35 protein-coding genes and 2 tRNA genes are annotated in these 22,595 nt (G+C 58.9%); 19 read left to right on the forward strand and 18 right to left on the reverse strand.

Features of this window, described 5'->3' with window-relative positions:
* Positions 1-9: 9 nt before the first annotated feature.
* The 9 genes from AC1ROR_RS06440 to AC1ROR_RS06480 are packed head-to-tail and all read right to left on the reverse strand — an operon-like array spanning position 10 to position 4,698.
* Complete coding sequence (locus AC1ROR_RS06440; RefSeq protein WP_498588923.1) at positions 10-267, reverse strand: DUF2312 domain-containing protein; 258 nt, start codon at positions 265-267, stop codon at positions 10-12.
* A complete protein-coding gene (locus AC1ROR_RS06445) occupies positions 264-941 on the reverse strand; it encodes a hypothetical protein (protein ID WP_498588924.1) in 678 nt (225 codons plus the stop codon). The genes AC1ROR_RS06440 and AC1ROR_RS06445 overlap by 4 nt, the downstream gene beginning before the upstream one ends.
* A complete protein-coding gene (locus tag AC1ROR_RS06450) occupies positions 941-2,053 on the reverse strand; it encodes a toprim domain-containing protein (RefSeq protein ID WP_498588925.1) in 1,113 nt (370 codons plus the stop codon). The genes AC1ROR_RS06445 and AC1ROR_RS06450 overlap by 1 nt, the downstream gene beginning before the upstream one ends.
* Positions 2,050-2,709 (reverse strand): hypothetical protein, encoded by a 660-nt coding sequence (locus AC1ROR_RS06455; protein WP_498589183.1) that lies wholly within the window; start codon positions 2,707-2,709, stop codon positions 2,050-2,052. The genes AC1ROR_RS06450 and AC1ROR_RS06455 overlap by 4 nt, the downstream gene beginning before the upstream one ends.
* Positions 2,710-2,729: 20 nt before the next feature.
* On the reverse strand, positions 2,730-3,077 hold the full coding sequence (locus tag AC1ROR_RS06460; protein ID WP_498588926.1) for a hypothetical protein: 348 nt from the start codon (positions 3,075-3,077) through the stop codon (positions 2,730-2,732).
* Positions 3,074-3,622, reverse strand: coding sequence for a hypothetical protein (locus tag AC1ROR_RS06465; RefSeq protein ID WP_498588927.1), 549 nt, complete (start codon positions 3,620-3,622; stop codon positions 3,074-3,076). The genes AC1ROR_RS06460 and AC1ROR_RS06465 overlap by 4 nt, the downstream gene beginning before the upstream one ends.
* A gap of 52 nt (positions 3,623-3,674) precedes the next feature.
* Complete coding sequence (locus AC1ROR_RS06470; protein WP_498588928.1) at positions 3,675-4,010, reverse strand: hypothetical protein; 336 nt, start codon at positions 4,008-4,010, stop codon at positions 3,675-3,677.
* A complete protein-coding gene (locus AC1ROR_RS06475; RefSeq protein WP_498588929.1) occupies positions 4,007-4,471 on the reverse strand; it encodes an ASCH domain-containing protein in 465 nt (154 codons plus the stop codon). Before AC1ROR_RS06475 ends, AC1ROR_RS06470 begins: the two co-directional genes overlap by 4 nt.
* The gene (locus AC1ROR_RS06480; protein ID WP_498588930.1) at positions 4,468-4,698 is read right to left on the reverse strand and encodes a hypothetical protein; all 231 of its coding nucleotides are present in this window, start codon (positions 4,696-4,698) and stop codon (positions 4,468-4,470) included. The genes AC1ROR_RS06475 and AC1ROR_RS06480 overlap by 4 nt, the downstream gene beginning before the upstream one ends.
* 71 nt (positions 4,699-4,769) lie before the next feature.
* Here AC1ROR_RS06480 and AC1ROR_RS06485 point away from each other — a divergent pair, with 71 nt between their 5' ends.
* From AC1ROR_RS06485 to AC1ROR_RS06525, 9 genes are all read left to right on the forward strand, one after another.
* Positions 4,770-5,417, forward strand: coding sequence for a LexA family transcriptional regulator (locus tag AC1ROR_RS06485; RefSeq protein ID WP_498588931.1), 648 nt, complete (start codon positions 4,770-4,772; stop codon positions 5,415-5,417).
* 289 nt (positions 5,418-5,706) lie between these two features.
* Positions 5,707-6,000: a helix-turn-helix transcriptional regulator gene (locus AC1ROR_RS06490; RefSeq protein WP_498588932.1), complete on the forward strand. Its 294-nt coding sequence runs from the start codon at positions 5,707-5,709 to the stop codon at positions 5,998-6,000.
* The gene (locus AC1ROR_RS06495) at positions 5,997-6,338 is read left to right on the forward strand and encodes a hypothetical protein (protein ID WP_498588933.1); all 342 of its coding nucleotides are present in this window, start codon (positions 5,997-5,999) and stop codon (positions 6,336-6,338) included. Before AC1ROR_RS06490 ends, AC1ROR_RS06495 begins: the two co-directional genes overlap by 4 nt.
* Entirely contained in the window at positions 6,335-6,610 is a 276-nt protein-coding gene (locus AC1ROR_RS06500; RefSeq protein ID WP_498588934.1) for a hypothetical protein, read from the forward strand. Before AC1ROR_RS06495 ends, AC1ROR_RS06500 begins: the two co-directional genes overlap by 4 nt.
* The gene (locus tag AC1ROR_RS06505) at positions 6,607-6,873 is read left to right on the forward strand and encodes a hypothetical protein (RefSeq protein WP_174039339.1); all 267 of its coding nucleotides are present in this window, start codon (positions 6,607-6,609) and stop codon (positions 6,871-6,873) included. The genes AC1ROR_RS06500 and AC1ROR_RS06505 overlap by 4 nt, the downstream gene beginning before the upstream one ends.
* Positions 6,870-7,124: a hypothetical protein gene (locus AC1ROR_RS06510; RefSeq protein ID WP_498588935.1), complete on the forward strand. Its 255-nt coding sequence runs from the start codon at positions 6,870-6,872 to the stop codon at positions 7,122-7,124. The genes AC1ROR_RS06505 and AC1ROR_RS06510 overlap by 4 nt, the downstream gene beginning before the upstream one ends.
* Positions 7,121-7,429: a hypothetical protein gene (locus AC1ROR_RS06515; RefSeq protein ID WP_498588936.1), complete on the forward strand. Its 309-nt coding sequence runs from the start codon at positions 7,121-7,123 to the stop codon at positions 7,427-7,429. Before AC1ROR_RS06510 ends, AC1ROR_RS06515 begins: the two co-directional genes overlap by 4 nt.
* A complete protein-coding gene (locus AC1ROR_RS06520) occupies positions 7,426-7,689 on the forward strand; it encodes a hypothetical protein (RefSeq protein ID WP_498588937.1) in 264 nt (87 codons plus the stop codon). The genes AC1ROR_RS06515 and AC1ROR_RS06520 overlap by 4 nt, the downstream gene beginning before the upstream one ends.
* 257 nt (positions 7,690-7,946) lie before the next feature.
* Positions 7,947-9,170: a tyrosine-type recombinase/integrase gene (locus AC1ROR_RS06525; protein ID WP_498588938.1), complete on the forward strand. Its 1,224-nt coding sequence runs from the start codon at positions 7,947-7,949 to the stop codon at positions 9,168-9,170.
* A 402-nt stretch (positions 9,171-9,572) separates the two neighbouring features.
* Here AC1ROR_RS06525 and AC1ROR_RS06530 read toward each other — a convergent pair whose 3' ends face one another.
* The 3 genes from AC1ROR_RS06530 to AC1ROR_RS06540 form a co-directional block, all read right to left on the reverse strand.
* The gene (locus AC1ROR_RS06530) at positions 9,573-10,316 is read right to left on the reverse strand and encodes a glycosyltransferase family 25 protein (protein WP_498588939.1); all 744 of its coding nucleotides are present in this window, start codon (positions 10,314-10,316) and stop codon (positions 9,573-9,575) included.
* 159 nt (positions 10,317-10,475) lie between these two features.
* The gene (locus AC1ROR_RS06535; protein ID WP_498588940.1) at positions 10,476-11,717 is read right to left on the reverse strand and encodes a YcbK family protein; all 1,242 of its coding nucleotides are present in this window, start codon (positions 11,715-11,717) and stop codon (positions 10,476-10,478) included.
* Positions 11,718-11,874: 157 nt separating this feature from the next.
* The gene (locus tag AC1ROR_RS06540) at positions 11,875-12,315 is read right to left on the reverse strand and encodes a VOC family protein (protein ID WP_080834767.1); all 441 of its coding nucleotides are present in this window, start codon (positions 12,313-12,315) and stop codon (positions 11,875-11,877) included.
* A gap of 192 nt (positions 12,316-12,507) precedes the next feature.
* Between AC1ROR_RS06540 and AC1ROR_RS06545 the strand changes: the two genes are divergently transcribed.
* The gene (locus AC1ROR_RS06545; RefSeq protein WP_035224290.1) at positions 12,508-13,086 is read left to right on the forward strand and encodes a cold-shock protein; all 579 of its coding nucleotides are present in this window, start codon (positions 12,508-12,510) and stop codon (positions 13,084-13,086) included.
* The gene (locus AC1ROR_RS06550; protein WP_498588941.1) at positions 13,086-13,568 is read left to right on the forward strand and encodes a DUF192 domain-containing protein; all 483 of its coding nucleotides are present in this window, start codon (positions 13,086-13,088) and stop codon (positions 13,566-13,568) included. The genes AC1ROR_RS06545 and AC1ROR_RS06550 overlap by 1 nt, the downstream gene beginning before the upstream one ends.
* Before the next feature lie 59 nt (positions 13,569-13,627).
* Here the strand turns inward: AC1ROR_RS06550 and AC1ROR_RS06555 are convergent, their stop codons facing one another.
* The gene (locus tag AC1ROR_RS06555; protein ID WP_003495474.1) at positions 13,628-13,876 is read right to left on the reverse strand and encodes a BON domain-containing protein; all 249 of its coding nucleotides are present in this window, start codon (positions 13,874-13,876) and stop codon (positions 13,628-13,630) included.
* A 213-nt stretch (positions 13,877-14,089) separates the two neighbouring features.
* Here AC1ROR_RS06555 and AC1ROR_RS06560 point away from each other — a divergent pair, with 213 nt between their 5' ends.
* Together AC1ROR_RS06560 and AC1ROR_RS06565 are read left to right on the forward strand one after the other, a co-directional pair.
* Entirely contained in the window at positions 14,090-14,359 is a 270-nt protein-coding gene (locus tag AC1ROR_RS06560; protein ID WP_035224285.1) for a DUF982 domain-containing protein, read from the forward strand.
* A gap of 217 nt (positions 14,360-14,576) precedes the next feature.
* Positions 14,577-15,719 (forward strand): ceramide glucosyltransferase, encoded by a 1,143-nt coding sequence (locus tag AC1ROR_RS06565; protein ID WP_498588942.1) that lies wholly within the window; start codon positions 14,577-14,579, stop codon positions 15,717-15,719.
* Positions 15,720-15,772: 53 nt separating this feature from the next.
* On the opposite strand, the gene AC1ROR_RS06570 is transcribed toward AC1ROR_RS06565, so the two are convergent.
* Positions 15,773-15,849 (reverse strand) — tRNA-Pro (locus tag AC1ROR_RS06570).
* A gap of 266 nt (positions 15,850-16,115) precedes the next feature.
* Here AC1ROR_RS06570 and AC1ROR_RS06575 point away from each other — a divergent pair.
* Together AC1ROR_RS06575 and AC1ROR_RS06580 are read left to right on the forward strand one after the other, a co-directional pair.
* On the forward strand, positions 16,116-16,421 hold the full coding sequence (locus AC1ROR_RS06575; RefSeq protein ID WP_004442361.1) for an ETC complex I subunit: 306 nt from the start codon (positions 16,116-16,118) through the stop codon (positions 16,419-16,421).
* A 48-nt stretch (positions 16,422-16,469) separates the two neighbouring features.
* Positions 16,470-16,546: transfer RNA gene (locus tag AC1ROR_RS06580), tRNA-Arg, on the forward strand.
* A 131-nt stretch (positions 16,547-16,677) separates the two neighbouring features.
* Here the strand turns inward: AC1ROR_RS06580 and AC1ROR_RS06585 are convergent.
* Together AC1ROR_RS06585 and AC1ROR_RS06590 are read right to left on the reverse strand one after the other, a co-directional pair.
* Positions 16,678-17,139: a hypothetical protein gene (locus AC1ROR_RS06585; protein ID WP_498588943.1), complete on the reverse strand. Its 462-nt coding sequence runs from the start codon at positions 17,137-17,139 to the stop codon at positions 16,678-16,680.
* 364 nt (positions 17,140-17,503) lie between these two features.
* Positions 17,504-17,659: a hypothetical protein gene (locus AC1ROR_RS06590; protein ID WP_498588944.1), complete on the reverse strand. Its 156-nt coding sequence runs from the start codon at positions 17,657-17,659 to the stop codon at positions 17,504-17,506.
* A gap of 236 nt (positions 17,660-17,895) precedes the next feature.
* Here AC1ROR_RS06590 and AC1ROR_RS06595 point away from each other — a divergent pair, with 236 nt between their 5' ends.
* The 4 genes from AC1ROR_RS06595 to AC1ROR_RS06610 all read left to right on the forward strand — a co-directional run bounded on the left by AC1ROR_RS06595 (position 17,896) and on the right by AC1ROR_RS06610 (position 21,467).
* Entirely contained in the window at positions 17,896-19,197 is a 1,302-nt protein-coding gene (locus AC1ROR_RS06595; RefSeq protein ID WP_498588945.1) for an efflux RND transporter periplasmic adaptor subunit, read from the forward strand.
* A gap of 14 nt (positions 19,198-19,211) precedes the next feature.
* Entirely contained in the window at positions 19,212-19,931 is a 720-nt protein-coding gene (locus AC1ROR_RS06600; RefSeq protein WP_003495418.1) for an ABC transporter ATP-binding protein, read from the forward strand.
* Complete coding sequence (locus tag AC1ROR_RS06605; protein ID WP_082182509.1) at positions 19,921-21,129, forward strand: ABC transporter permease; 1,209 nt, start codon at positions 19,921-19,923, stop codon at positions 21,127-21,129. The genes AC1ROR_RS06600 and AC1ROR_RS06605 overlap by 11 nt, the downstream gene beginning before the upstream one ends.
* A 62-nt stretch (positions 21,130-21,191) precedes the next feature.
* Positions 21,192-21,467, forward strand: a complete 276-nt coding sequence (locus tag AC1ROR_RS06610) for a hypothetical protein (protein ID WP_498588946.1) — start codon at positions 21,192-21,194, stop codon at positions 21,465-21,467.
* Positions 21,468-21,684: 217 nt separating this feature from the next.
* Here AC1ROR_RS06610 and sufA read toward each other — a convergent pair whose 3' ends face one another.
* Entirely contained in the window at positions 21,685-22,074 is a 390-nt protein-coding gene (gene sufA, locus AC1ROR_RS06615) for a Fe-S cluster assembly scaffold SufA (protein ID WP_059760334.1), read from the reverse strand.
* 105 nt (positions 22,075-22,179) lie between these two features.
* Positions 22,180-22,563 (reverse strand): SUF system Fe-S cluster assembly protein, encoded by a 384-nt coding sequence (locus AC1ROR_RS06620; protein WP_003495414.1) that lies wholly within the window; start codon positions 22,561-22,563, stop codon positions 22,180-22,182.
* Positions 22,564-22,595: the final 32 nt, after the last annotated feature.

Consider the following 22,595-nt stretch of genomic DNA (forward strand, 5'->3'; position numbering starts at 1 on the left):
TCCTTGTGTTTACTCCATGCCCAGCGCGGCCATGTAGGTCTGCAAAATGGTCTCTTCCTCGATGCGCTCATTGGGATCCTTGCGCCGAAGACGGACGATGGTTTTGATTGCTTTCGTGTCGTAGCCCAGGCCTTTGGCCTCGCCGTAAACATCGGCCTTATCCGCGTTGATGGCCTTGCCCTCTTCTTCAAGTCGCTCGATGCGCTCGATGATCTGGCGCAGTTGCGCGGCAGCAACGGTGTCGACGTTGTGTCCGATCTCGCTCAAGACTTGGCCTCCGTACGATCGAGGCGCTCGATTTCGGCTATGAGGAGCGCAGCCGCGCGTACGAGATCTGCGCGGCGGCCTTTCGGCTTCCACCAGGCGCGAGCCCACGGCCACAGGCCTGGGACATGATCTCGCTTCTCTTTGAACGCCCGCACATCGTCTGACATCGCCGCCCGTTGCGCATAGGCGACGGCAGCTTTTGTTATCTCGAAATCGGTATGGGCATCGTCATGCCTGTTTCCGTAGCCCTCCAGCTCGATCTGCCGGCGACGTTCCGCCGTGACATCGAGCGCAGCTTTCGAGAACCAGCTGTGCTCTGCAGGTGCAGCCGGCGCGGGATCCGTATCGCCGGAGGTGACAACGGCATCATACGTCGCCTCAAAAATATCCGGCTTGCAGGGATAAAGCTCACCGGCGACGCCTTTGATAATCCAGTCCCCGGGTTCGGCGATGTGCTTCGCTTCACCGTTTGGCCCGTCTTCCAGGGTGTTGACACGCCACAGGGCATAGTCTCGATCTTCGAGATGGATTGAGATTACTGTGGTGTCTAAGGCATTTTTCAGCCAGTCGGGCGTCTCAGAAAACGGGCATCCGTCGAAGGTTTTCCCGTTGAAATCCGCCGCCCTAACTTGAACGGCTTCAATCACTACCGGCTTCTTTCTAAAGAACGGCATCATTCCTCTCCTTTCATCAGGTCGTTGAAATCTTTGCCCAGGTGGCTGGTCATCTCGGTCAGCGGCTTTTCCGCGCGCGAAAGCTCCTCCATCACCCGTTCGAATTGCTTGACGGCGGTTTTCTTTTCCCAGTCGTTGTCCCGGGCAACGATGATGGAGCCGACGCACGGCAACCAAACCGGGGCTGATGCCATGGCGCCGAGCGAACCGGCCGCCCACACGCGGGCTTCGGGAATGGCAAGCGCCAGCGAAAGCCCGTCTTCGACGCCTTCGCAGAGGATCAGCGGAAACGCCCGCGTCGCCGTTTCCGGCGGCTCGCCTTCCGGGCCGTGGCTGATACGGATCATCGCCCCGCGCGCCTCGCCAAACATGATCTTGGCGGTTTCATCGCCGGTCACCGGCAGCTTTTGCGGCCCGAGCGGCGAAAGGAACGTCATGTGCACGGCCGAGATCTGGCCGGTAGGCATGCGCATGGCGGAAAGCACGGCCGGAAACTTCGGGCCGTCCTGCACCTTGATGCGCCGGCCGTTCTCATGGCGGAACTGAGCCCGCTTCCAGTATTCCTGCGCGGCCGAGAAACGGAATGTCTGCATATCGCGGTTCGGAATGTCGTCGATCGGGCAACCGCGTGCGGCGAAGTAAGCCCGGGCATGGGCTTCGGCCGTCGATCGCGCGCCGTCCTGGTAACCGCTGTTCCAGACCTGCTCGGCCTTGCCCATGCGTTTGAGCCGATCGGCTTCCGCCCGGACTTCCGCCTTGCGGCGCTCGTCATCGGCCCGGCGCTTCATGTCCTGGCGCTGCTCGGCCGTCATCGAGCGCAGACCGAGAAAATCGCGAGACCAATCCATGGCGGCGCGGAAATCGCCGCCGGTCAAATATTGCACCAGGCCGAGCACGTCGCCTTTTTCGCCGGTGCGGTAATCTTTCCAAGCGCCCGGATCTCGATCGAGCGCGACCTTGAGTTCCGGCGTCTGGTGGAAATCGTTCTCGATCGGATTGTGAGAAACCCACAGCCGCCCCTGCCTCTTGCCGGTGGGCAGCAGGCGCTGGCAAAGACTTTCGATGTGGTCTTTCAGCGCCTGTTTGATTTCGGAGGTGTCGGAACGGTTCATGCTGCGACCTCATTGAGAATGTCGCCGCCCCATTGATCTGCCATCGCGTCGGCAATGCCGGGAAAAAAGCGCGAACGCTCGTGAGCGCTCTTTCCCTGATGGAAATAATATCGGTATGGCTTGCCGGCGCGGGATCCGGAGCGGCGAATGCAGTATTCAGGTTCCGGAAGCGGAACGATTTTGGTGGGGTGGAGAGCCGGAAGACCTTTCAGCCAAAGGCAAACCTTCTTCTGGAGCGGCTCGCCGAACTGCCAAGGCGTTATGATCTGGGCGGGCGGCGCATAGCCAGCAATCCGCGTCTTCGCGTGGCGATGCATGATCGGGTTCTCAATAGCAATGCGATCGATAGGCGCGTTCCAGAAATCGGAAAACAACGTCGCGGCTTCATCGAGCTCCCGCCAGATCTGTTCGACCGTCTTGCCGTTTGGCGGAGTGGTGAGCCAAGATATACCGGCATTGCAAAGCCTGGTGCACGGTGGATGAGCAACCATGAGGAGATCCCAACCGTCGTAGAGATAATCTCGCGCGTCACCTACGATATGCCGGTTGCTCCGATCGTCTGCAGGAAGCAGATCGCACGACCAGGCGTCATGCCCTCTTAACGCAAAAGCGCGCCGAACCGTCCCCGAAAATTCGCAGGCAACAAGAACACGCATCGGCCTCGCCGGAGAGATCGTCACGCCAGTTCCTCCTCTTTCGGGAGGTCCACCAGCAGATTGCGGAACACATCGAGGCGGCTTTCATCCAGCGGCCGGAAGCGTATTGACGCAAATGCCGGTTCTCGCTGCTCACCATTAATGAAGACCACCGGCGGATTGACGATCTCGACGAGGTGCAACGGCAGCGCGGTCCCGCTTTTATCAGCAAGCATTTCCGGCGGGAGAACATCGCGAATGGTGTAAACAATGCCCTTCTGAGGCGTCGCAACGCCAAACCGGTTGTTTAACTCAATCTCTGCCGGCGTATCGTAAGGGCGAATACAAACCACCCGCATGCCCGGCTTGAATTCCCAATCGTGGCTCATGACTGAAACGCCTCCTCAACATAGGCCAGCGCCGCCTCGATCTCCGGCCGCTCGCGTTCGTCGCCGAGCTCTTTCAGCAAAAGCGAAACGGTGGCCTTGCTCACGCCAAGGGCGCGGGCCATGTCCGCCTGCGGGATATCGAGGTAGGTTACGGTGATGTAGATCGCGAGCCGGCGCAGCCTGGTTGCCCGCATCCATTGTTCGTCGGCCGTCGCCCGCCTGGATGGATCGGCCGCGAGGATGAAACCCGGTTGCACATCGGCCTTGTGCGCCACCAGCGCAACGGCAAGGCGATAGGATCGGATCGCGGACGAGCGGTCCGGAAACCGCAATTCGAGATCCCTGCCCTTTTGCTCGAGATCCCGCTGGCGTTTCAGCTGCGCGATCGCCAGGCGCACGCGGTTGACGGTGCGCGGCGTGAGCGGCCGGATCCCAGCCCGGATATTGTACAGATACCGCGATGCGACGCCGGCGGCGCGCAAAACCTCGCCCTCGACGAGCCCCGCGGATTTGATCGCCAGATCTATTTCGGCGACAGAATTCATTATCAGCCCCTGCAAGCAAAGGCCGGACGCAATACAAACCGGCGTGAACATTTCAGACGAGCGCCACCAGTTCGGGCGGCTTGCTGGTCGCGGTTTTCTGGGCCTCGCGGTGTTCCGCTAGGCCGGCCAAGGTCAATTCGCCGCCCTTCGAAGGCGCGATGTAGATGGAAACGAAGCCGTCACGGCGCATGTAGAAGCAGAATTCCGCCCCCGGCCATTCGCGCCGCTTTGCCTCAGCAGCCAGATCGTCGATCAGTTGCAGGTGAAAGGCGCGGTTTTCGGCAAACTCCGCCGGCGGCTTGCCGCCCAGACACACCATGGTGTCGCCCAGCCCAAGTTCGTCGGCGTTTTCTTCCAGCTGCTGGATCCAGTCTTTGCCTAGGATCATGGCGACACCGGCAAGTTCTTGCGCCAATCAAAAAAGCCGAGCTGGCCGCGCACCGGAATGAACTCAACGGGCCGAGCATTGCGGATCACAAAGCCGAAAACGCCTTGAAACCACTCACTATCGCTAGCAATGACGCAATCAACGACTTCGGCCACACCAACGATGCCACCAAAATGGCCATGCCAGGCTGTCGCACTATATGTATCGAAAAGCCCATCGCTCTCGATCAGTCGCGATCCGGTATCGATCGAGAACGGCACGCCGGTTACCGGGTGGCGCGGGCCATCGTGGCAAGTCAACGCGTAGGTGCACTCATCATCTGGCTTCTTGCCGGCATGGATGGCCACCGGCCCGCGAAACTTCGTCGGCCAGTCGCGGTTCTCGATATCCTTGTGGCCGTTGACGATCAGCCAGGCCCACGGCTGCATGATCGAAAGGGCGAGTTGCGGAAGCTCAGTCATTGCCGCGTCTCCTGCGCTTCATCGACGAACACAACACCGCGCTCGGCCGCGATATCGTCGATGGCAGCAGAAAGACGCCGGCGAATTCTGTTCGTCGGTTCCCGCTCGGCTTTCTTGGCACGCGACAAGGTGCCCTCATTCACATCAGCTACGCGACACAATTGCTTCTGTGAAACCCCCAGCCTCGCGCATCTTTCAAGAATTTGCGTGAAGGAATACACAGTCATTTTTCACATCCATATTGAATTTTCACATGGTGATGTGATTTGGTGTGATTGGTCAAGTGGAGTTTTGCGTTTTGAACATGGCCGTGCATCCTGCGATATCTGCGCGCATGACATCTTTGCGCGACCAGCAAATCGCATGGCTGGACCACATAAAGGAATTGAGCGGACTGACGATCACAGAGATCGCCAGAGCGTCGAAGCTCGACCCGTCCACACTCACCCGATTTTACGGCAAGGACGAAAGCGGTCATTCCCTCAGCGCGCGATCGGTAAAGAAGATCGAAGACGCCACCCGCGTTCCAGCGTATGAAACAAAGGTTAAGCCGGTCATCCAGAGCTTCAGCGAAGACGAGGCCCAGCCCTTCATCGCCATGGACAATCCCGCAGATCCCATAAGCAGCGCCCTCAAATTGACGGCGAAGGAAGCGCAAAGCGTGCATCTATGGACGCTCAAAACAGCCAGCCTGGCTGCTGTCGGCTACTTGCCGGGCATGGTGGTGGCGGTGGACGAGAAAGCGATAGCCAGAAATGGCGACGCCGTATGCGCTCAGAAGTACGATTACCGCCGCGGGACCGCAGAGACCATATTTCGGGTTTACCGCACACCCTATCTTCTAACCGCCTTCATGAATGGCGAGCCGGCCACGCCGGAGATCGTCGATGACCAGAACATTGTCATCATGGGTACGGTCGTGGGCGGCTTTCGGCTCCGCCACTAGATTGTCGCAATCCGGATATTCACATTAAACTTAGGAGCGCTCCAATTCGCTAAACTTTGGAGCGCTCCTTTTGCTGCGTCATCGTTAAACTAAGGAGCGCTCCTCAACGCTAAATTTAGGAGCGCTCCTTTTTCACGTTCAGCTAAGAAGTTTTTCACAACTTCCGACCTAAGAGCGCATATGTAAGAAATGCGAATTTCACATATTCATTTGCTTTTCACATGAAATTCATACAATCTCCCTGTGCGCGCTGATTTGCAGGCGCAAATTCACATGGGAGACGCGAAACATGCTCCAGAATTCAAACGACCGCTTCATGCAGGCGGAAGAAGTGGCCGAAGCGCTCGGCCTGGAAAGGTCCACTTTCCTGCGCAAGCGCAAAGGCCTCATCATCAATGACGGCATGCCGGCACCTTTGCCCGGGCAGAAAAAACTGCGCTGGTATCGTGACAGCATGGAAAAGTGGCTGCGCCAGTACGGCGAGCTCAAGGCCCACGCAATGCGCACGGCCGGATCCCTCGTCCGGATCCACGTAGACCGCGCCCAGCTCACAGCCGCCTATGCGGCGGGAGCGGTGGCATGAGCAAGATGGAATTCCTGAAAGACGGCATGAGCTTCGAGGAAGCGCTATTCAGCGACGACCCTTTTAAGCAGTGCCTGGCGCGCTTCGCAGCCAGCGATTTTGCCGAACGCATGGGCGACTTCATCAATTCCGAACTGCAGCGCGGCACAGAGATCGCCACGCTGATGATCGCGCTGGCGCGGTTCCAGATATCGGTCCACGCATCTGTAGCGGCTCAGACGATGCCGCTCAAGGCGATCGAGACCCTCGCATGCATGTACCAGGAGATGGCGGGCGAAAACTACCTGGTACACGTCAAGCAGATCCAGAAGCAACTCGCGGAGGGGGAACCGGCATGATTATCCGTTTCCACTTCGTAGACTGCGGACAGGACTTCACCTGGTGGGACGTGAAGGACGACGGCCGCGCCATCGGAGAGGTCATTGACGCTGGCCCCTTCCAGGCATGGGCATGGGCTAACGGAAAGCATTTCGTCAACCTCAATGAGCCTCACGGCGTCGGCGATCGGCTCGCCACCACCAACGATCTGCAGCGCTCCCTCGAGACTGGCTACAGCACGATGCTGAATTACCCAGTGGAGCGCATCGAGCACCTGGAGGAAGCAGCATGACTATGACGCCCCTCGCCGAAAACCCGGCCGTGCTGGATCCGCGCAAGAACCTCGAGAAGGCGGAGAAAGACGCCCTCGCCTCGATCGACTTTTTCCGCCAGCAGCGCATCGTCGATGGCCGCCTGCAGGTCGGCAACAAGCGCTTCAATCTGGCCACCATCCGGCGGCTCGAGGAAAAGCAGCTCGTGCGCGGCCGCGTGCCGAACATATCCCTCACCACTGGCGGCGGCCTTGCCCTGCAGAAACTCAGAGGTGACGCATGAGCAAGCCCGCCGCAATTGAAGCCCCACAGAGTGTCACCGCATCGAGACTTGATATCGGCATACTCGAGATGCATCTGAAAAACGTCATCGCCGCGCGGCCGAGACAGGCCCGTCTGGCGGCGACGGACAATCTTTCCCGTATGTGGTTTGTCGCCGAGCTCGCCAGCGTTGCTGACGGCCGCATTCCGCTCACTGATATCGAAGCGCTGGTATCGCAGCATATTCCGGCCGCGAAAGGCGGTGAAGCATGAGCGATCTGAAAACCTTCGCCGATCGCATCACCAAAGCGGCCAACCGGGCAGAGTTCCTAATGAACGCGCTCGAATGGCTGGACCCCGTCAGCCGCGACACGATCCTGACCAATCCGACCGTGGAAGTGAACCAGAGTGTGAGTTGCCGATCGAATGGATACTGGCAGGCGATGGAGCTCATCACAGGCGAGATAAAGACCAACGCGGAGGCAACGGCCCAAGTCGCATATGCCAAAGCGCTAAAAGAGTTGGCGGATATTGAGGACATGTTCGCTCGCTTCGCCAAGCAGGAGAACGCACCATGAGCGCCGGCAACACCATCCACGAGCTCGAACGCCTAGGTAGCGTCCAGGACGCACTGATGAAGCGCCTCGAGGACGAGCTGCGCGAAATGCGCGCCGCCAGCGACGAGATCGACGCCTATCTGCACGGCGCGATCGCCGCCCGGGCCGCACGCACCATCATGCTCGTAGAGGCTCGCCGTGCCCTCGAGGACGTCGATAGCGCTTGCCCGGTGTTCAACCTGGCACGTTATCGCCGCCCAACGCTGAGGACCGTACAATGACGGTCGCGCAATGGTCCCTGTCGATCACGCCGGTGCTCATCGCCCAGGCGCTTACCTTTATCGCAATCTGGCGCGCCACGCGCCGGAAGAAATCACCGCCAGCTTCCCCCGCAGCGGGCGGTGATGCGGGGCCGGTACCAATGGCGGACCACCGGCCCCGCTAACTCTCCAGTGGCTCCAGTCTCCCGGAGCCTGCCTGCCCGGCGGTCTTTGTTTCGCGTGACCGCCGGGCATTTTTGTATCAAGGAGTAAAATTCATGGCGAAAGATGATCTGAAAATTCCGCACGTTTCGTGGCGCAATGGCCGGCCGCGCTTCAATCCCTCGAGGACGCTGCGCGAGGCCGGATATGCGGGCGAGGATCTGCGCCACAAGGACGGCCGCTGGATGAGCGCCGGCGAGGCGCTGGACTGGTCGCGCAAGCTTTCCAAGAAGCTCGAGCTCGACAAGCGAAAGCAGCGCATGCGCGCCGGCGAACCGCGTGAAAAAGTCATTCCGCCTGTACCCATCGCCGCGATCCGCCCAGCCTTTCCTGTCTGCCTGCTGTTCGATGAATTTTTGAACGAGACGAAGAACCCACGCTTCGGAGATCTGTCCAAAAAAACACGGGATGATTATCGCCAGAAAAGCCGCGTCATCCAGAAACACGAACCGGACGTATGGAACTCGGAAGCGGAAGCGCTCACAAAGCCGATCTGCATAGGGATCTATGAAAGCCTCCGGGTAAAGGTGGGCAACACGTCGGCCGTGGGCGCAATGCGCATCCTGGGCGTGGCGCTGCAGTGGGCGATGGATCGCGGCCGCCTGCCCTCGATGCTGATCAATCCCGCCCACAAGCTCAAGATGAAGACGCCTGACGCCCGCCTGCGCATCGCATCGAAACAGGAGCTCAAGGTTTTGATCGAGACGGCCGACGCGCTCAATCAGCCGGAAATGGGGGACATGTTCACGCTGGCCGTCTGGTCCGGGCAGCGCCAGGCCGATCGGCTGCACTACACCCGCAAGGGCCACAAGCGCGGCCGCATCATCCTGCAGCAGTCTAAGACGGGCGCGATCGTTTCCATTATCGAGGCACCAGAGCTCAAGAAACGCATGGAGGCCGCACAGAAGCGCCGTAATGAAGCAGGCATCATATCTCCCTGGGCAGTTCTGAACGAGCGCGAATGGAAGCCGTTCAACGGCGATCATTACCGCCGCAGGTTCGAGGAGATCCGCAGGCACGCGAAAAAGAAGCTTCCGTCGCTAAAGGATCTGACCGACCAGGACTTCCGCGATACAGCCGTCACCTGGCTGGCAATGGCGGGCTGCACCATTCCGGAGATCTGCGCCATCACCGGCCACAGCCTCAAAACGGCGCACGAGATCCTAAGACACTATCTCGCCCTCAATGCGGAGATGGCAGACGCGGCGATCGCCAAGCTGGTGACGTGGTTCGAGGCTCCAGACGGCGACGACGGCGGGCATAACGTGAGCATGAAATAAAGAAGGCGGGCATTGACCCGCCTTTTATTTCTCAAGATTTCTGGAGAATGCGACGAGCACGATTTGACATAAAATCCACATTGTGCAATCAACGACAAGAATAAGAAATGTCGCACAACATGGTTTTACTAAGTCATTCAAAACATTGTATTTCGATATTACTTTTAATCAGTAGGTCCAGGGTTCGAATCCCTGCGCTCTCACCACCTCAACCGTCGATTTATCAATAGCTTAGATGACTTCTTGTCGCGTATGCCTCCGATCCGCAACAGATTGGAAAACAGCATCCTTGCGTTTTGTTGAGGTAAAAATAACAGCACCTTCTCTTTGCCGGGTACGGAATATCAATCTCCCCATTGCGCCGTTATCAGACAGCGAGCCAACATACCGTCATGATCGCGGCTAGCGATAGGCATAAACATACCGCGCAATATTGTCGTAAAAACTGGAGAGATAAGCTGGCACCCGCTTGAGCCGGGCAAATTTGCTGCCGCGATATTCGGCGCGCGTTCCAACCAGCGTGTCCGGATCGCCAAAGGGCAGGAAATCCTTGTCGGTCACGTAGACATGCGTGCCATAACCCCAGCCGCACTCCAGCGCCCGGTCGAAGGGCAGCGTCATCACCCTTGCGGCCTTCAGGAAACGTTCGGCACCGCCGCGTGAGATGATATAGCAGGCTGACGATCCCTGCGGGCCATAGATGCAGCGCCCGAACGTATCCCCGAGAGCGCTGGTCTTCCTGCCCTTGAAGCCGCTGCGGCGGTGGTTGGTCAGTTTAATGATCGAATTTTTCGGCATGATCGCAGCCACGGCTTTGACCCGCTCGGAAAAGTCCGGGGTAAAGGCGACATCGTCCTCGACGATTACCGCCATCGGCGCGTCGCTCGCCAGGAAAATCTCCAGCGCCTTTATATGGCTGGCGTAGCAGCCATACTCGCCGGGCAAGGCGTGGCGGCCGTTACGCAGTTCAAAACCGCGCCGGTTAAAGTCCGTCCATTCGGCGGGGGGAATGGTCTTGCCGTCGACACCCTCGACTGGACGCAAATCCAGCCCGAGGCCCGAAGCGCCGTTCAACATTTTTTCCAGCCGTGCGCGGGCTCTGGCGATGGAGATGATGTAGACGGGAAAGGTGGAAATCGGCAGCATTCGCAGGACACCATAAGCATGGAGATGGGAAACCGTCTCCTACAGCATGGCGTGCCACACGTCCATTCGGAGGCGGAAGGGGGTCTGCATAGAGAGATTCCAAACGGATCTCAGGGGCGCAACGCCCCGGATTCCCCAATCATCAGAATTGGCCGGAAATTATTTGCGCGCGGCGGTGCGGCGGCAGCGCCAGTTCCAGTCTCTAGGTTCACCCGTGTCCATGTGCACCGATTCGGTATGGCAATAGGTGCCGACACCACCGCGCTCCGGCAGGGAACGCAGATAGGTTGCAAGCTCCCATTTGGAGACGCCCTTGATCTGAATGTCGGCAGCATCGCAGGTATAATGCTTGGAGCCCTGCCTTATGCCCTTTGGCGGACGATAGCCCGAGGTGACGATGGCCGGGCTGTTATAATGACGCTCGACATCCTTGATCATCCGCACCAGTTCCGGCTTGAAGCAACCGACTTCGACATGATCCGTCTGCAGGAAAAGCCCGTTCGGGGAAACACGGGTGAGACCGGAAAGCGACGCAAGCTTCATCAGGCCGGTCGGTTGATCTTCCTCGTCTTCGAGATGCGCATCATCGAACTCATCGGACATCATCGAGCGACCCGAAAGCGCAATGCCCATCGTCCGGTCCGCCGCTCCCGGCAGCGCTGCAACCTGCGTGTTCTCCGCGGAACCGCTTTCAATCATTTTCGGCAGACGCTTCTTGGCTGCGCCGGCGAAAAACGCCGCAAGCGTCACGCCCTTGCCCTCGCCTTCCTGCCCGCTTTCACCGGCTGGCTGTGCGGGAGATGCAGCAGCAAGCTGTTCAGATGCTGCCTGCGGCACCGGCACCGCCTGACGGTTTTCGCTGTGCTGTTCCGCTGGGACCTGCCCGGCGGGAACCTGAACCGGCGCTGCAACGGGCTGGGGCTGCGCCGCCTGCACCGGTGCCGAATAAACGCTGCTGACGGCGGGAATGATTTTCTGGGATGGCGCGCCGGTGGCAGCGACACCCGGGGCCCCGGCTCCCGCCGCAACGGCAGGTGCGGTGGAATAGATGCTGGATGTCCCGGCGGAAATTGCGGTCGGCTGCGTCGTCAGCCCACCAATATCGGCGGCTGCGCCGTAACCCCGCGCCGGGCCGCCCGGCGTCTGAGGCTGGGCCGGCACGGAAGCGCCGGCCGCCGATGCCACGGCGGGATCCACATAATGTCCCTGCTGCGCGCCGGCCGCCGGCGTGGCAGCAGCCGTTTGCGGCTTCTGCTGTGCGGCAATCTCCGGCTTCTTGTTACTGGCGGCCAACTCGTCATCGGTCACGGCGGAAACGCACCCGGAAAGCCCGAGCAGCGAAACGGCAATAACAAGACGCTGACAGGAAACGCGTCCTTTCGCGCCGTCTGCAGCTTTCATGAGTGGCCTCCGTATCTTGCATTTCCAACAGCAGCACGGGAACGGGCGCGTGTGCTTTCCCAAAACGGGACGGGCCGTTTCGATTCGCGGACTATGCCTCATCCCATCCGGACAAGGCAAGAGCGCCCGAAACCGCCGCTGTTGGCCGGGAAAATCCCTACCAGGAACCGGTATTCTGCATAGATATCCACGGTTCGGCTGGTGCGAGGCTTTCGCCTTTCTGCAGGATTTCGAATGAAATGCCATCCGGCGAACGGACAAAGGCCATGTGACCGTCCCGTGGCGGCCGGTTGATCACGACGCCATTTTCCTGAAGACGGGCACAGAAATCGTAAATATTGTCGACCTCGTAGGCCAGATGGCCGAAATTGCGTCCGCCTGTGTAGTCTTCCGTGTCCCAATTATAGGTGAGCTCGAGGCTCGGGGCTTTTTTTTCCTTTGCCGCAGCAATGTCATCACGTGCTGCAAGAAAAACCAGAGTGAATCGGCCTTTTTCGTTTTCGATTCGGCGTATTTCCTCGAGACCCATGAGGTCGCAATAGAATTTCATTGATTCGCCAAGGTCTTTGACGCGAACCATTGTGTGCAGATACCGCATTTTCTTACTCTCCAATACACGGGTCGGGGGCCGTTAAACGCATGATGGCAAGCCCCGGACAAGGACGGTGACATAAAAGCAGCTGCGCAAATCAAAAACTAGGGCTTGCGTGGAACCGTTACCAAGATGTTAATCTGGTACACAGGAATCAGTTGACCGGTGTATGGCGCGTAATCGAGGGGTTGGCAGGATATGGCTGATAGGATGTCATCGAAAACGATAGTCGATGTCGAGGACCTTTCGGGCGATGCCGTCGACCTGACCGAAATCACCGGCGTCGTGAAATGGTTCGATGTCGCCAAGGGTTTCGGCTTCATCGTGCCTGATAACGGCATTCAGGATGTGCTGCTGCATGTCTCCTGCCTGCGCCGCGATGGATACCAGACCATTCTGGAAGGCACACGCATCGTCGCGCTCATCCAGCGGCGTGACCGCGGTTTTCAGGCCTTCCGCATCCTGTCGATGGATCAGTCGACCGCCGTTCACCCGTCGCAGCTGCCGCCGGTGCGCACCCATGTGCAGGTCACGCCTTCAAGCGGGCTGGAGCGCGCCATCGTCAAGTGGTTCAACCGCACCAAGGGTTTCGGCTTTTTGACGCGTGGCGAAGGAACGGAAGATATTTTCGTGCATATGGAAACGCTGCGCCGTTTTGGCCTGACGGAACTGCGCCCCGGCCAGGTGGTGCTGGTGCGTTATGGCGATGGCGACAAGGGTTTGATGGCGGCGGAAATCCACCCGGACAACCCTGTCTCGGTCGGGATGTCGCACTGATGGCCGCGATATTGGGAAAGATTGCGAAAAGCGCCGTTATGGCGCTTCTTTTTTTCACACTCGCAGGCGTCGCGCAGGCTCAGCAGCAGACCTTTGCCTCCGAACCTCTGACGATCGAAACCGCCTCCGGCAAAAACCACGACTTCGTTGCGGAACTCGCCCTCAATAATGCCCAGCGCGAGCAGGGCCTGATGTTCCGCAAATCCATGCCGCTTGAAAACGGCATGCTGTTCGACTTTGGCAATGAGCGGGACGTGGCCATGTGGATGAGGAACACCCTCATTCCGCTCGATATGCTGTTCATCGCACGGGACGGGCGCATCACCCATATCCACGAAAACGCCGTCCCCCACTCGGAAGCGATCATCAGCTCCCGCGGGGCGATAAAATTCGTGCTTGAACTGAATGGCGGCACTGCCAGGCGTTATGGCATCAAGCCGGGGGACATGGTCCGCAGTGCCCAGATCGGCAACCGGAAATGATGTCGCCGCGTTAATACATCTGAAAAAGCCGGACGACACCTCGCCCGGCTTGCAGGATATTAATAAACCGGCTCGATATGGCTCAAAATCCGGCAATTGGAGATGGAGGCGGCAAGATTGATGGCGATATCGATCGCCTCGACCGAATCAGCCGTGCCTTCCAGATAGATCACGTCATTTTCGACGATTGCGGAAATCCGCGACTTCTCAAGTCCCGTTTCAAAGGCCAGCGCCGAAGTGATCGCCTGGCATACGCCAGCCATGCGGTCACCGAAGAAGCTTTCCTGAATACCTGACAAATTGAACATCTGCGTTCTCCTTCTTATGGACTTTACAACGCGCCAATAGCGGTTTTGTTCATCTCCGGTTCATCATTTCGTTCATCTTCCATTCATCTTGGAAAATTGGAACCCCCTGACCGATCACATTTTAGGTGATCGGGAACCATTTCGTGAGGCGGGCATTTCGCGCATGGGAGAGAAAACGGCCTTCAAGGCACATGAAACAGGGAGGAGAATGACATGCTGATAAACAGAACGGAGCCGTGTCACCACGCCTCGTGGATGAAGCCGGTGGCGATCCATCTGCCGCTCTGCGTCGCCGTGGAGATCTACAGCCCCTTGGTGGCGCTGGACATGCTGATGTACCGCTGGCCCGAGGAACACGGCCCGGAATATGAGGAAGCGCGCAGGAACTGCCTCGATGCTATCGCCGGCAGATGCGACATCGAAAAGGCGCGGGAATCGTTTCTCGTCGCAAGCAGTCACGCGCATATCCTGAACATCCACTAAAGTTCATTGGCACTGATGATGACTGGGCCCTTCTCGACGGAGGGCTTTTCTTTTGCCGCCGGACCTGTGTTACGGTGCCGTTTCCTGCACCCGCACCCTGCCCGCCTGTCCATGATGACATGTAACTGTCACTCAAACGTTATAATCGGCAGGAACGAATTCCATGGAATCGGTTGGCGGACAGACCGCCGAAAGCTTGGGAGTGGGACTGGCCAGCATGGAAACTGTTTTTGCCCTTTGCGCAATTCTGCTCCTCGCCTTCAATCTTCTCGGCATTGTTCTCGCCGGCTGGCGCCTGACAAGACGGGACGTTGAAAACGAGCTCGTGCGACAGAGACCGCCGGTCTCGCTGGTGGTCCCGCTGCGCGGCGTTGAAAACTTCACACCATTGACACTCGCCCGGGCTTTCGAGCTCGACTGGCCGGACTATGAACTGCTGTTCTGCGTCGCCGACGAATTCGATCCCGTGATCGAGGAAGTGCGAAAGGCAAGCGCCGCCTCCCCCACAGTGTCCGCACAATTGCTGATCGGCGACGACCGCATCAGCGCCAATCCGAAACTGAACAATTGCGTCAAGGGCTGGCGCGCCGCCCGCCACGAATGGGTCATTCTGGCCGATTCGAACGTGCTGATGCCGAAATCCTATATTGCGACCATGATGTCGGCCTGGCGGCGGGACAGTGGGCTCGTCTGCTCGCCGCCGCTCGGCTCCCGGCCGGCAGGTTTCTGGGCGCATGTGGAATGCGCCTTCCTCAACGGCTCACAGGGACGCTGGCAATATGCGGCAGAAGCGATCGGCATGGGTTTTGCGCAGGGCAAATCGATGTTGTGGAACAAACCGTTTCTGGAGGAACATGGCGGCATTCGCGCGCTCGCCGCCGAAATTGCCGAGGACGCCGCCTCGACCAAGCTGGTCAGAAATGCCGGCCGCAAGGTGCACCTGGTCTCGGCCCCCTTCGAGCAGCCACTCGGCCAGCGTCATGCCGGCGAGATCTGGTCGCGCCAGACCCGCTGGGCGCGGCTGCGACGCGTGACCTTCCCGCAATATTTCGCTCCGGAAATCCTCACCGGCGCGCTTCCCCCGCTTCTCTTCGCGCTCGCAGCCGCCATCGCGGCGGATGCCGACCTCACGCTCACCATTCTTGCCGTCCTTACACTCATATACGGCCCGGAACTGGTGCTGACTGCCCTCAATGGATGGCCGATATCTCTCCATACCCTGCCGGCGATGATCGCGCGGGATGTGATCATGCCATTTGTCTGGGTGCGCAGCTGGGTCGGCAGTGCGGTGGCCTGGCGCGGCAATGTCATGACGATCGGCACGGCCGAAAGTACCCTTGCCGGGCCATCAGCAGACTGAACAGAAGCTTGTTTGAAGAAGTTACGCCAGCAAGTTCATGTCTTGCTTTAAAATGGTCGGAGTGGAGAGATTCGAACTCCCGACCCTCTGGTCCCAAACCAGATGCGCTACCAGACTGCGCTACACTCCGCCGAGGCGATGGCTGGGGAATACACGGTTCACCCAAACTCCGCAACAGGGAAATTCATCTTTGTTCAGCCATTATCCCCATCGGCAAAACCTGGTGCCGCCGTGGCAAGCGCGCGAAAGGAAAGCGCGGGATAATCGTCTTGACTCTCACATGAAGTCGGTCCATTTCAAATTCAGCGTTCCTGACACGATTTGGTTATTCTATTCAGGTACGTGAATAGTAATCCGGGGTGCTACGCCCCACCGCCCAACCGGAGCAGTTTCGACATGTCTGCGAAGATTTACCGCCCTGCAAAAACCGCCATGCAATCCGGCAAGGCGAAGACCAATGTCTGGGTTCTGGAATTCGACGCCGAGGTTCCGCGCAAGATCGATCCGATCATGGGCTACACCTCCAGTTCCGACATGAAGCAGCAGGTCAAGCTGACATTCGAAACGCAGGAGCAGGCCGAAGCCTATGCACAGCGCAAGGGCATCGAATACCGCGTCATTCAGCCGAAGGAAGCGACACGCAAGGTGGTTTCCTACACCGACAATTTCCGTTTCAACCGTACCCAGCCCTGGACGCACTGAAACAGCACGATCAAAGTTTTTACCGGAGCATCGATTGCCCGGCATGACGGCCCCTTAGCTCAACTGGATAGAGCAACTGCCTTCTAAGCAGTAGGTCGCAGGTTCGAGTCCTGCAGGGGTCGCCATCTTTTCTGCAACGCCAGATACGTCCGGATTATCTCAAGGACTCAGAAATTCCGCGCCTGGCACGCTCTGACTCATTCGGCTTGAAATCAGCCCGTCATGAGGGGGCCGGCAACTATCGCAAGGGTGAGGATCAGCTACGCTTCGCTAACAGATTTGGCGCGGCTGCCACAGCCAGTCCCAATGCGGCGGAGATGAAGCCAATAAAGTCAGAGATCGTTTTCAGCTCACCTTCGAAACCCATCCCCTGCAGCAATAGACTTGTTCCGTAAAATAGGGGCAAGACGAACCCAAAGACAGTTATCAGAAATAGCGCAACTCTCTGGACAGCCAGCGTCGTTGGACGCGTTGGTTCCCACCGAAGCAGCAGGATGATGACGGCCAGAGCAGAAATGCTCAAGAAAACGTCGATCACCAACTGAGCGTTCACGTTTATCAGGCTGTCATTCGTCCAGAAATTTATTCCAGAGACAGATACGAGAAGAAAAAACACGATCGAAACCACTATCGACTCTGTCTTGCTGGACATGCTGGGGTCAAACACGAGAGCTCCGCAGACGATGCCTACGGTCATGGACAACGGCAAGAGAAGCATTCGCCCCCATTCTCCCGTGTTCGTGTTTTGGGTCACCCCGGATATGGTTGGGGCAATTGCGTCTAAGAACCACCAGCCGACCCCAACGCCTAACAGACTAAGCACCATAAACGCGCCGAGACTTACCAAAACTCCCACTGCGACAGCCCAAACCGCCCGCCCCATTTCGTCCCCCCGACCGTGGCGCTACTGCTATGCCGAACGATACCGTGGAATCGATCAATATTAAATGACCGTGCTGAGGCGGCTTTATTCAATGACGGAAGATAACTGGTGGCATCAATTGTTGCGAAGCGCCCAGATGAGGAGTTGACTGCGCTTCCGGTCGTGCAGATTCGCGGCTCATGCGCTCTCGACAGACGAGCTACCCCTGACCGAACAGCGTGAAATACCCCCATACCGCCACGAAAAACGCGATGACGCCAACGATCGTCAGAGCCTTTTTTGCTTTTGGTCCCAGCGGTTCGCGTGGCTTCTTCGGCGGCACCGGTTTGCGGAACTTCACCACATTGTCGTTCATTCTATCTTCGTCCTGACTATCGCTGCTGAAACCGCTGCCACATCAATGGCATCGGCCTTTACGGATTTCTATCTACCAGACCAGAGCTATCATAAATATTACCAAGTTTTCACTTCCTCCTTTGGGCAAGCTATGTCACTTCCCACAATCAGAGGAACACAAACAGCGACAGACGGACCGAAAAACAGGGTTGGCGACAATCCCCTGTGGTATTTTGAATTTTGCGGGTGACGAGAATGAATGATGCCAACACCAATGGCCGCGACACGGAAAACAGCCAGCCCGATCTGCGGGAGATTCTGGGTACGAACAGGTCCGGCAGGAAGAAGAAGTCGCGCCGGTATCTCTATGCCGCAGCAGCCATCGTGTTGATCTGCGGCGGACTTGGCTATTATTACCAGTCCCGCGCAGCAGGCGTTGCCTATAACTACACCACGGAAGCGGCGCGTCAGGGTGATCTTTCCGTCATCGTCACCTCCACCGGTTCGGTTCAGCCAACGGATCAGGTCGATATATCGAGCGAATTGTCCGGCACCGTGCGCAAGGTCAACGTCACCTATAATAGCCCGGTCAAATCAGGCGATATCCTTGCCGAACTCGACACCAACAAGCTGGAAGCCGACGTGCAGAGCGCCCGCGCCAAGCTTGCCTCCGCCAAGGCCAATGTGCTGAAAGCACGCGCCGATCTCGGCTCGGCAAAGACATCGATGGAGCGTCTGAGATCACTGGTGCAGAACCGGGTCTCCAGCCAGCAGGATCTCGACGCCGCGCAGTTCAGCCACGATGCCGCCGCGGCCACGCTTGAAGTCAACGAGGCCACAGTGCTTTCGGCGGAAGCGGATTTGAGGCTTGCCGAGGTCAATCTCGGCAAGGCCAAGATCGTCTCGCCCATCGATGGCGTCATCCTCACCCGCAGCGTCGATCCCGGCGCCACCGTCGCCTCATCGCTCAATGCCCCTGTTCTCTTCACCATCGCCGGCGATCTGCGCCACATGGAGCTGCAGGTCTCGGTGGATGAGGCCGATGTCGGCAAGGTAGAGACCGGCCAGAAGGCCAATTTTAACGTCGACGCCTATCCCGACCGCAGCTTCCCGGCCGAGATCGAAACCGTGCGCTTCGCCTCGGAAACCGTATCCAACGTGGTGACCTACAAGGGCATATTGACGGTCGACAATGAGGAGCTGCTGCTGCGCCCGGGCATGACGGCGACCGCCAATATCATCGTCGAGGAAATCAAGGATGCCCTGCTGGTGCCGAATTCCGCGCTCCGTTATACGCCGCCGCGCGAATCCGCCTCCCGTGGCGGCGGGCTGATGAGCCTGTTCCGCCCGCCGCGCATGGGCCGCTCGCAGAACCGCGACGCCGGTCAGGCGGCAGCAGCCGGCAAAAGAACGGTCTGGGTGCTGCGCAACAACAATCCGGTCTCCATCGCCATCGAAACCGGTTCCACCGACGGCCAGCATACCGTGGTAAAATCGGGCGAGTTGAAAGCCGATGACCAGGTGATTACCGACGCAACGGCCCGCAACGCCGGCTGACGGAGGACAAGCCCATGCAACAGCCGCCGCTCATCGAATTCCGCAATGTCGTCAAGCAATATGGCCGCGGCGAAGCGACGATCCGCGCGCTTGACGGCGTCAGCCTGTCGATCCGCGAAAAGGAATTCGTCGCCATCATGGGTCCATCGGGCTCGGGCAAATCCACGTCGATGAACATCATCGGCTGCCTGGATGTGCCCACAGCTGGCGAATATCTGTTTCAGGGCGTGCCGACCAGCGGCTTCGACAATGAACATCTGACGCTGCTGCGCCGGCATATGCTCGGCTTCGTGTTTCAGGGCTTCAATCTGCTATCGCGCACCTCGGCGGTGGAAAATGTCGAGCTGCCGCTGGTCTATCGCGGCATGAAGGCCTCGGAACGGCGCGCTCGCGCCATGGAGGCGCTGGCGCAGGTGGGTCTGAAAGGCCGCGAGGATCACACCACGCAGGAGCTTTCCGGCGGCCAGCAGCAGCGTGTGGCCATTGCGCGCGCCATCGTCACCCGCCCTGCCCTGCTTCTCGCCGACGAGCCGACCGGCAATCTCGATACGAAAACCAGCGCCGAGATCATGGATCTTATCACCTCCCTCAACCGCGACAGAGGCATCACCGTCGTCATGGTCACCCATGAAGAGGATATCGCCGCCCATGCCGGGCGTCTCCTGCGTTTCGTCGATGGCCATCTTGCCTCCGACAGCGCAACGGACAAAAAGGAGACCGCCGATGTTCTTTGAAACGTCGCGTCTTGCGCTGCGCGCCATCAGCCGCAACCTGCTGCGCTCCTTCCTCACCGTGCTCGGCGTCGTCATCGGTGTGGCCGCCGTCATCGCCATGGTCACCATCGGCAATGGCACGACGGAACAGGTAAAATCGGAACTGTCGCGGCTCGGCACCAACATGCTGTTCGTGCGCCCCGGCCAGTTCGGGCCCGGAAGGGCGAGCACCGAAGCGAAGCGCTTCGATGATCGCGATGTCGAGGCCATCCGCAACCAGATCAGCGGCGTGCGTGCCGTGGCGCCACAGAACCGCAGCTCCGCCGCCACCGTCATTTTCGGCGGCAAGAACCACCAGACAAGCGTCATCGGCACCACCAACGACTATCTGATCGCGCAGGACTGGACCATCGCGCTCGGGCGCGATTTCCAGCCCGCCGAAGATCGCGGCGGCCAGATCGGCTGCATCATCGGCGAAACGGTGCGGCAGGAACTGTTCGGTGCAGAGAACCCGGTGGGACAGACGATCCGCGTCAGCAACATCTCCTGCCCCGTCATCGGTGTGCTGGGCAGGAAAGGCCAGTCCGGCCTCGGCGACGATCAGGACGACACGGTCATCATGCCGCTTAAGATCCACCAGCGGCGCATCGGCGGCACCACCACCATTTCCTCGATCATGGTTTCGGCGCAGGATGGCGTTTCGACTGCCAAGGTGCAGAGTGACCTGCAGAACCTGCTGCGCGAACGCCGCCGCATCGGCATCGGCCGCGAGGATGATTTCACCGTCAACGACATGACACAGATCGCCTCGGCCATGACCGGCACGACGACGCTGCTGACCGGGCTTTTGGGTGCAGTCGCAGCCGTCAGCCTGCTGGTTGGCGGCATCGGCATCATGAACATCATGCTGGTCTCGGTGACGGAACGCACCCGCGAGATCGGTATTCGCCTCGCCATCGGCGCGCTGGAGAAGCAGGTCCTGACGCAGTTTCTGGTGGAAGCCGTGATGCTCTCCGCCTTCGGCGGCATCGTCGGCATCCTGACCGGCCTCGGCCTGGCTTACGGCGTGGTCAGTTTCCTCAACGTCCCCTTCGTCACCAGCCCGTCGATCATCTTCCTAGCATTCGCCTTCTCGGCAGCTATCGGGGTGATTTTCGGCTATTTCCCGGCGCGACGGGCGGCAAGCCTGAGCCCGATCGAGGCTTTGCGGCACGAGTGAGACAAGCCGTCGAGGCTGCAACAGCCTCGACGGAACAGGTTGATAATTTACGGAGGGATTCGATGTTCAAATCGATATCGGACAGCGCCGCCGCCGCGGACGGCGGTTCGCTCGCGCTCTTCGTGGAACGAATTGACGGACAAACGGAGGTGTTTGTGATCAATCGCTCCCTCGCATCACGCGGAACGCCCGACTACAACAAGGTCAGCTCGAGCCTGCGGTCACTTACCGAGGAGGATTGCGGGACGATCGCCGCGGCTCTCGAGCCTCTATTGACGACGACGCCATCGGTTCATCCGCTGGCGGATTTTATCGATACGCTGAAACAGCAGTCATGATCCTTCGAAAGCTGATTTGCGCGGGGCGCAGTTTGCGGAAAAAGAAGCTAAAACCTCTCATCCGTCATCCTCGGGCTTGACCCGAGGATCTACAAAGGTCTCAAGGGATTTGACGGGGATGGATCCTCGGGTCATGCCCGAGGATGACGTCGCGTTTGTGGGAGCGCTGTGTGCATAAGAATGGTCTGTCTCTCCATCGCAGAGATAGCGTAACCAATCAAACGCTGGCTTCAGCCTCACGCTGCTTCGCCAGCGCCGCCAGATCGGCCGGCTTCAGCTCGACCGATTCACCGCAGCCGCAGGCGGATGTCTGGTTCGGATTGTTGAAGGTGAAACCGGAGCGCATCTTGGTCACTTCGAAATCCATCTGCGTGCCGAGCAGATAAAGCACGGCGGAAGGCTGAACCCAGACCTTTGCCCCTTCGAATTCAACCAGATCGTCCTTCGCATCCGGTTCCGTCACGAGGTCGATGGTATATTCCATGCCCGCGCAGCCGCCCTTCTTGATGCCGACGCGCACGCCCCTGGCATCCGGTCCGGAATTTTCGACGATTGCTTTAACGCGCGAGGCGGCAGCCCCGGTCATGGTCATGATCGCAAAGCCCATGGGCTTAATTCTCCTTCGACAATCGAGTTCAAGGCTCGATGCTTATGGATTTCAATTTAAGTGCGCCTGAGAGTGTCATCAAGGGATGACATCAGTCAAATCACGTCAGTACCAGCCGACAGCGACCTGTGCTTCTTCCGACATGCGGTCCGGCGTCCACGGCGGGTCGAAGGTCATTTCGACCACGACACCGGAGACACCCTCGACGGCGCCGACTGCATTTTCCACCCAGCCCGGCATTTCACCGGCCACCGGGCAACCGGGCGCCGTCAGCGTCATGACGATCTTGACCATGCGGTCGTCCTCGATGTCGATCTTGTAGACAAGACCGAGTTCGAAGATATCAGCCGGAATTTCCGGGTCGTAGACGGTCTTCAGCGCCGCGATCACGTCATCGCTGAGGCGCGCCAGTTCATCAGGCGGGATAGACGACGGCTTTGCCGCGTCTTCGGTCGTATCCTGGGTCTTTGCAGTGGCTTCGGCAGTCATGGTCTTAAACCTCAATCCTGATCTCTTATTCC

The organism is Agrobacterium sp. GW821-FHT14E08, assembly GCF_058803865.1.

Bases quoted from the DNA above. Each gene is read 5' to 3' on its own strand.
- AC1ROR_RS06445 (WP_498588924.1), bottom strand. From the start codon at position 941: ATGCCGTTCTTTAGAAAGAAGCCGGTAGTGATTGAAGCCGTTCAAGTT.
- AC1ROR_RS06450 (WP_498588925.1), bottom strand. From the start codon at position 2,053: ATGAACCGTTCCGACACCTCCGAAATCAAACAGGCGCTGAAAGACCAC.
- AC1ROR_RS06455 (WP_498589183.1), bottom strand. From the start codon at position 2,709: ATGCGTGTTCTTGTTGCCTGCGAATTTTCGGGGACGGTTCGGCGCGCT.
- AC1ROR_RS06460 (WP_498588926.1), bottom strand. From the start codon at position 3,077: ATGAGCCACGATTGGGAATTCAAGCCGGGCATGCGGGTGGTTTGTATT.
- AC1ROR_RS06465 (WP_498588927.1), bottom strand. From the start codon at position 3,622: ATGAATTCTGTCGCCGAAATAGATCTGGCGATCAAATCCGCGGGGCTC.
- AC1ROR_RS06470 (WP_498588928.1), bottom strand. From the start codon at position 4,010: ATGATCCTAGGCAAAGACTGGATCCAGCAGCTGGAAGAAAACGCCGAC.
- AC1ROR_RS06475 (WP_498588929.1), bottom strand. From the start codon at position 4,471: ATGACTGAGCTTCCGCAACTCGCCCTTTCGATCATGCAGCCGTGGGCC.
- AC1ROR_RS06480 (WP_498588930.1), bottom strand. From the start codon at position 4,698: ATGACTGTGTATTCCTTCACGCAAATTCTTGAAAGATGCGCGAGGCTG.
- AC1ROR_RS06490 (WP_498588932.1), top strand. From the start codon at position 5,707: ATGCTCCAGAATTCAAACGACCGCTTCATGCAGGCGGAAGAAGTGGCC.
- AC1ROR_RS06495 (WP_498588933.1), top strand. From the start codon at position 5,997: ATGAGCAAGATGGAATTCCTGAAAGACGGCATGAGCTTCGAGGAAGCG.
- AC1ROR_RS06500 (WP_498588934.1), top strand. From the start codon at position 6,335: ATGATTATCCGTTTCCACTTCGTAGACTGCGGACAGGACTTCACCTGG.
- AC1ROR_RS06505 (WP_174039339.1), top strand. From the start codon at position 6,607: ATGACTATGACGCCCCTCGCCGAAAACCCGGCCGTGCTGGATCCGCGC.
- AC1ROR_RS06510 (WP_498588935.1), top strand. From the start codon at position 6,870: ATGAGCAAGCCCGCCGCAATTGAAGCCCCACAGAGTGTCACCGCATCG.
- AC1ROR_RS06515 (WP_498588936.1), top strand. From the start codon at position 7,121: ATGAGCGATCTGAAAACCTTCGCCGATCGCATCACCAAAGCGGCCAAC.
- AC1ROR_RS06520 (WP_498588937.1), top strand. From the start codon at position 7,426: ATGAGCGCCGGCAACACCATCCACGAGCTCGAACGCCTAGGTAGCGTC.
- AC1ROR_RS06525 (WP_498588938.1), top strand. From the start codon at position 7,947: ATGGCGAAAGATGATCTGAAAATTCCGCACGTTTCGTGGCGCAATGGC.
- AC1ROR_RS06530 (WP_498588939.1), bottom strand. From the start codon at position 10,316: ATGCTGCCGATTTCCACCTTTCCCGTCTACATCATCTCCATCGCCAGA.
- AC1ROR_RS06535 (WP_498588940.1), bottom strand. From the start codon at position 11,717: ATGAAAGCTGCAGACGGCGCGAAAGGACGCGTTTCCTGTCAGCGTCTT.
- AC1ROR_RS06540 (WP_080834767.1), bottom strand. From the start codon at position 12,315: ATGCGGTATCTGCACACAATGGTTCGCGTCAAAGACCTTGGCGAATCA.
- AC1ROR_RS06545 (WP_035224290.1), top strand. From the start codon at position 12,508: ATGGCTGATAGGATGTCATCGAAAACGATAGTCGATGTCGAGGACCTT.
- AC1ROR_RS06550 (WP_498588941.1), top strand. From the start codon at position 13,086: ATGGCCGCGATATTGGGAAAGATTGCGAAAAGCGCCGTTATGGCGCTT.
- AC1ROR_RS06555 (WP_003495474.1), bottom strand. From the start codon at position 13,876: ATGTTCAATTTGTCAGGTATTCAGGAAAGCTTCTTCGGTGACCGCATG.
- AC1ROR_RS06560 (WP_035224285.1), top strand. From the start codon at position 14,090: ATGCTGATAAACAGAACGGAGCCGTGTCACCACGCCTCGTGGATGAAG.
- AC1ROR_RS06565 (WP_498588942.1), top strand. From the start codon at position 14,577: ATGGAAACTGTTTTTGCCCTTTGCGCAATTCTGCTCCTCGCCTTCAAT.
- AC1ROR_RS06575 (WP_004442361.1), top strand. From the start codon at position 16,116: ATGTCTGCGAAGATTTACCGCCCTGCAAAAACCGCCATGCAATCCGGC.
- AC1ROR_RS06585 (WP_498588943.1), bottom strand. From the start codon at position 17,139: ATGCTTCTCTTGCCGTTGTCCATGACCGTAGGCATCGTCTGCGGAGCT.
- AC1ROR_RS06590 (WP_498588944.1), bottom strand. From the start codon at position 17,659: ATGAACGACAATGTGGTGAAGTTCCGCAAACCGGTGCCGCCGAAGAAG.
- AC1ROR_RS06595 (WP_498588945.1), top strand. From the start codon at position 17,896: ATGAATGATGCCAACACCAATGGCCGCGACACGGAAAACAGCCAGCCC.
- AC1ROR_RS06600 (WP_003495418.1), top strand. From the start codon at position 19,212: ATGCAACAGCCGCCGCTCATCGAATTCCGCAATGTCGTCAAGCAATAT.
- AC1ROR_RS06605 (WP_082182509.1), top strand. From the start codon at position 19,921: ATGTTCTTTGAAACGTCGCGTCTTGCGCTGCGCGCCATCAGCCGCAAC.
- AC1ROR_RS06610 (WP_498588946.1), top strand. From the start codon at position 21,192: ATGTTCAAATCGATATCGGACAGCGCCGCCGCCGCGGACGGCGGTTCG.
- sufA (WP_059760334.1), bottom strand. From the start codon at position 22,074: ATGGGCTTTGCGATCATGACCATGACCGGGGCTGCCGCCTCGCGCGTT.
- AC1ROR_RS06620 (WP_003495414.1), bottom strand. From the start codon at position 22,563: ATGACTGCCGAAGCCACTGCAAAGACCCAGGATACGACCGAAGACGCG.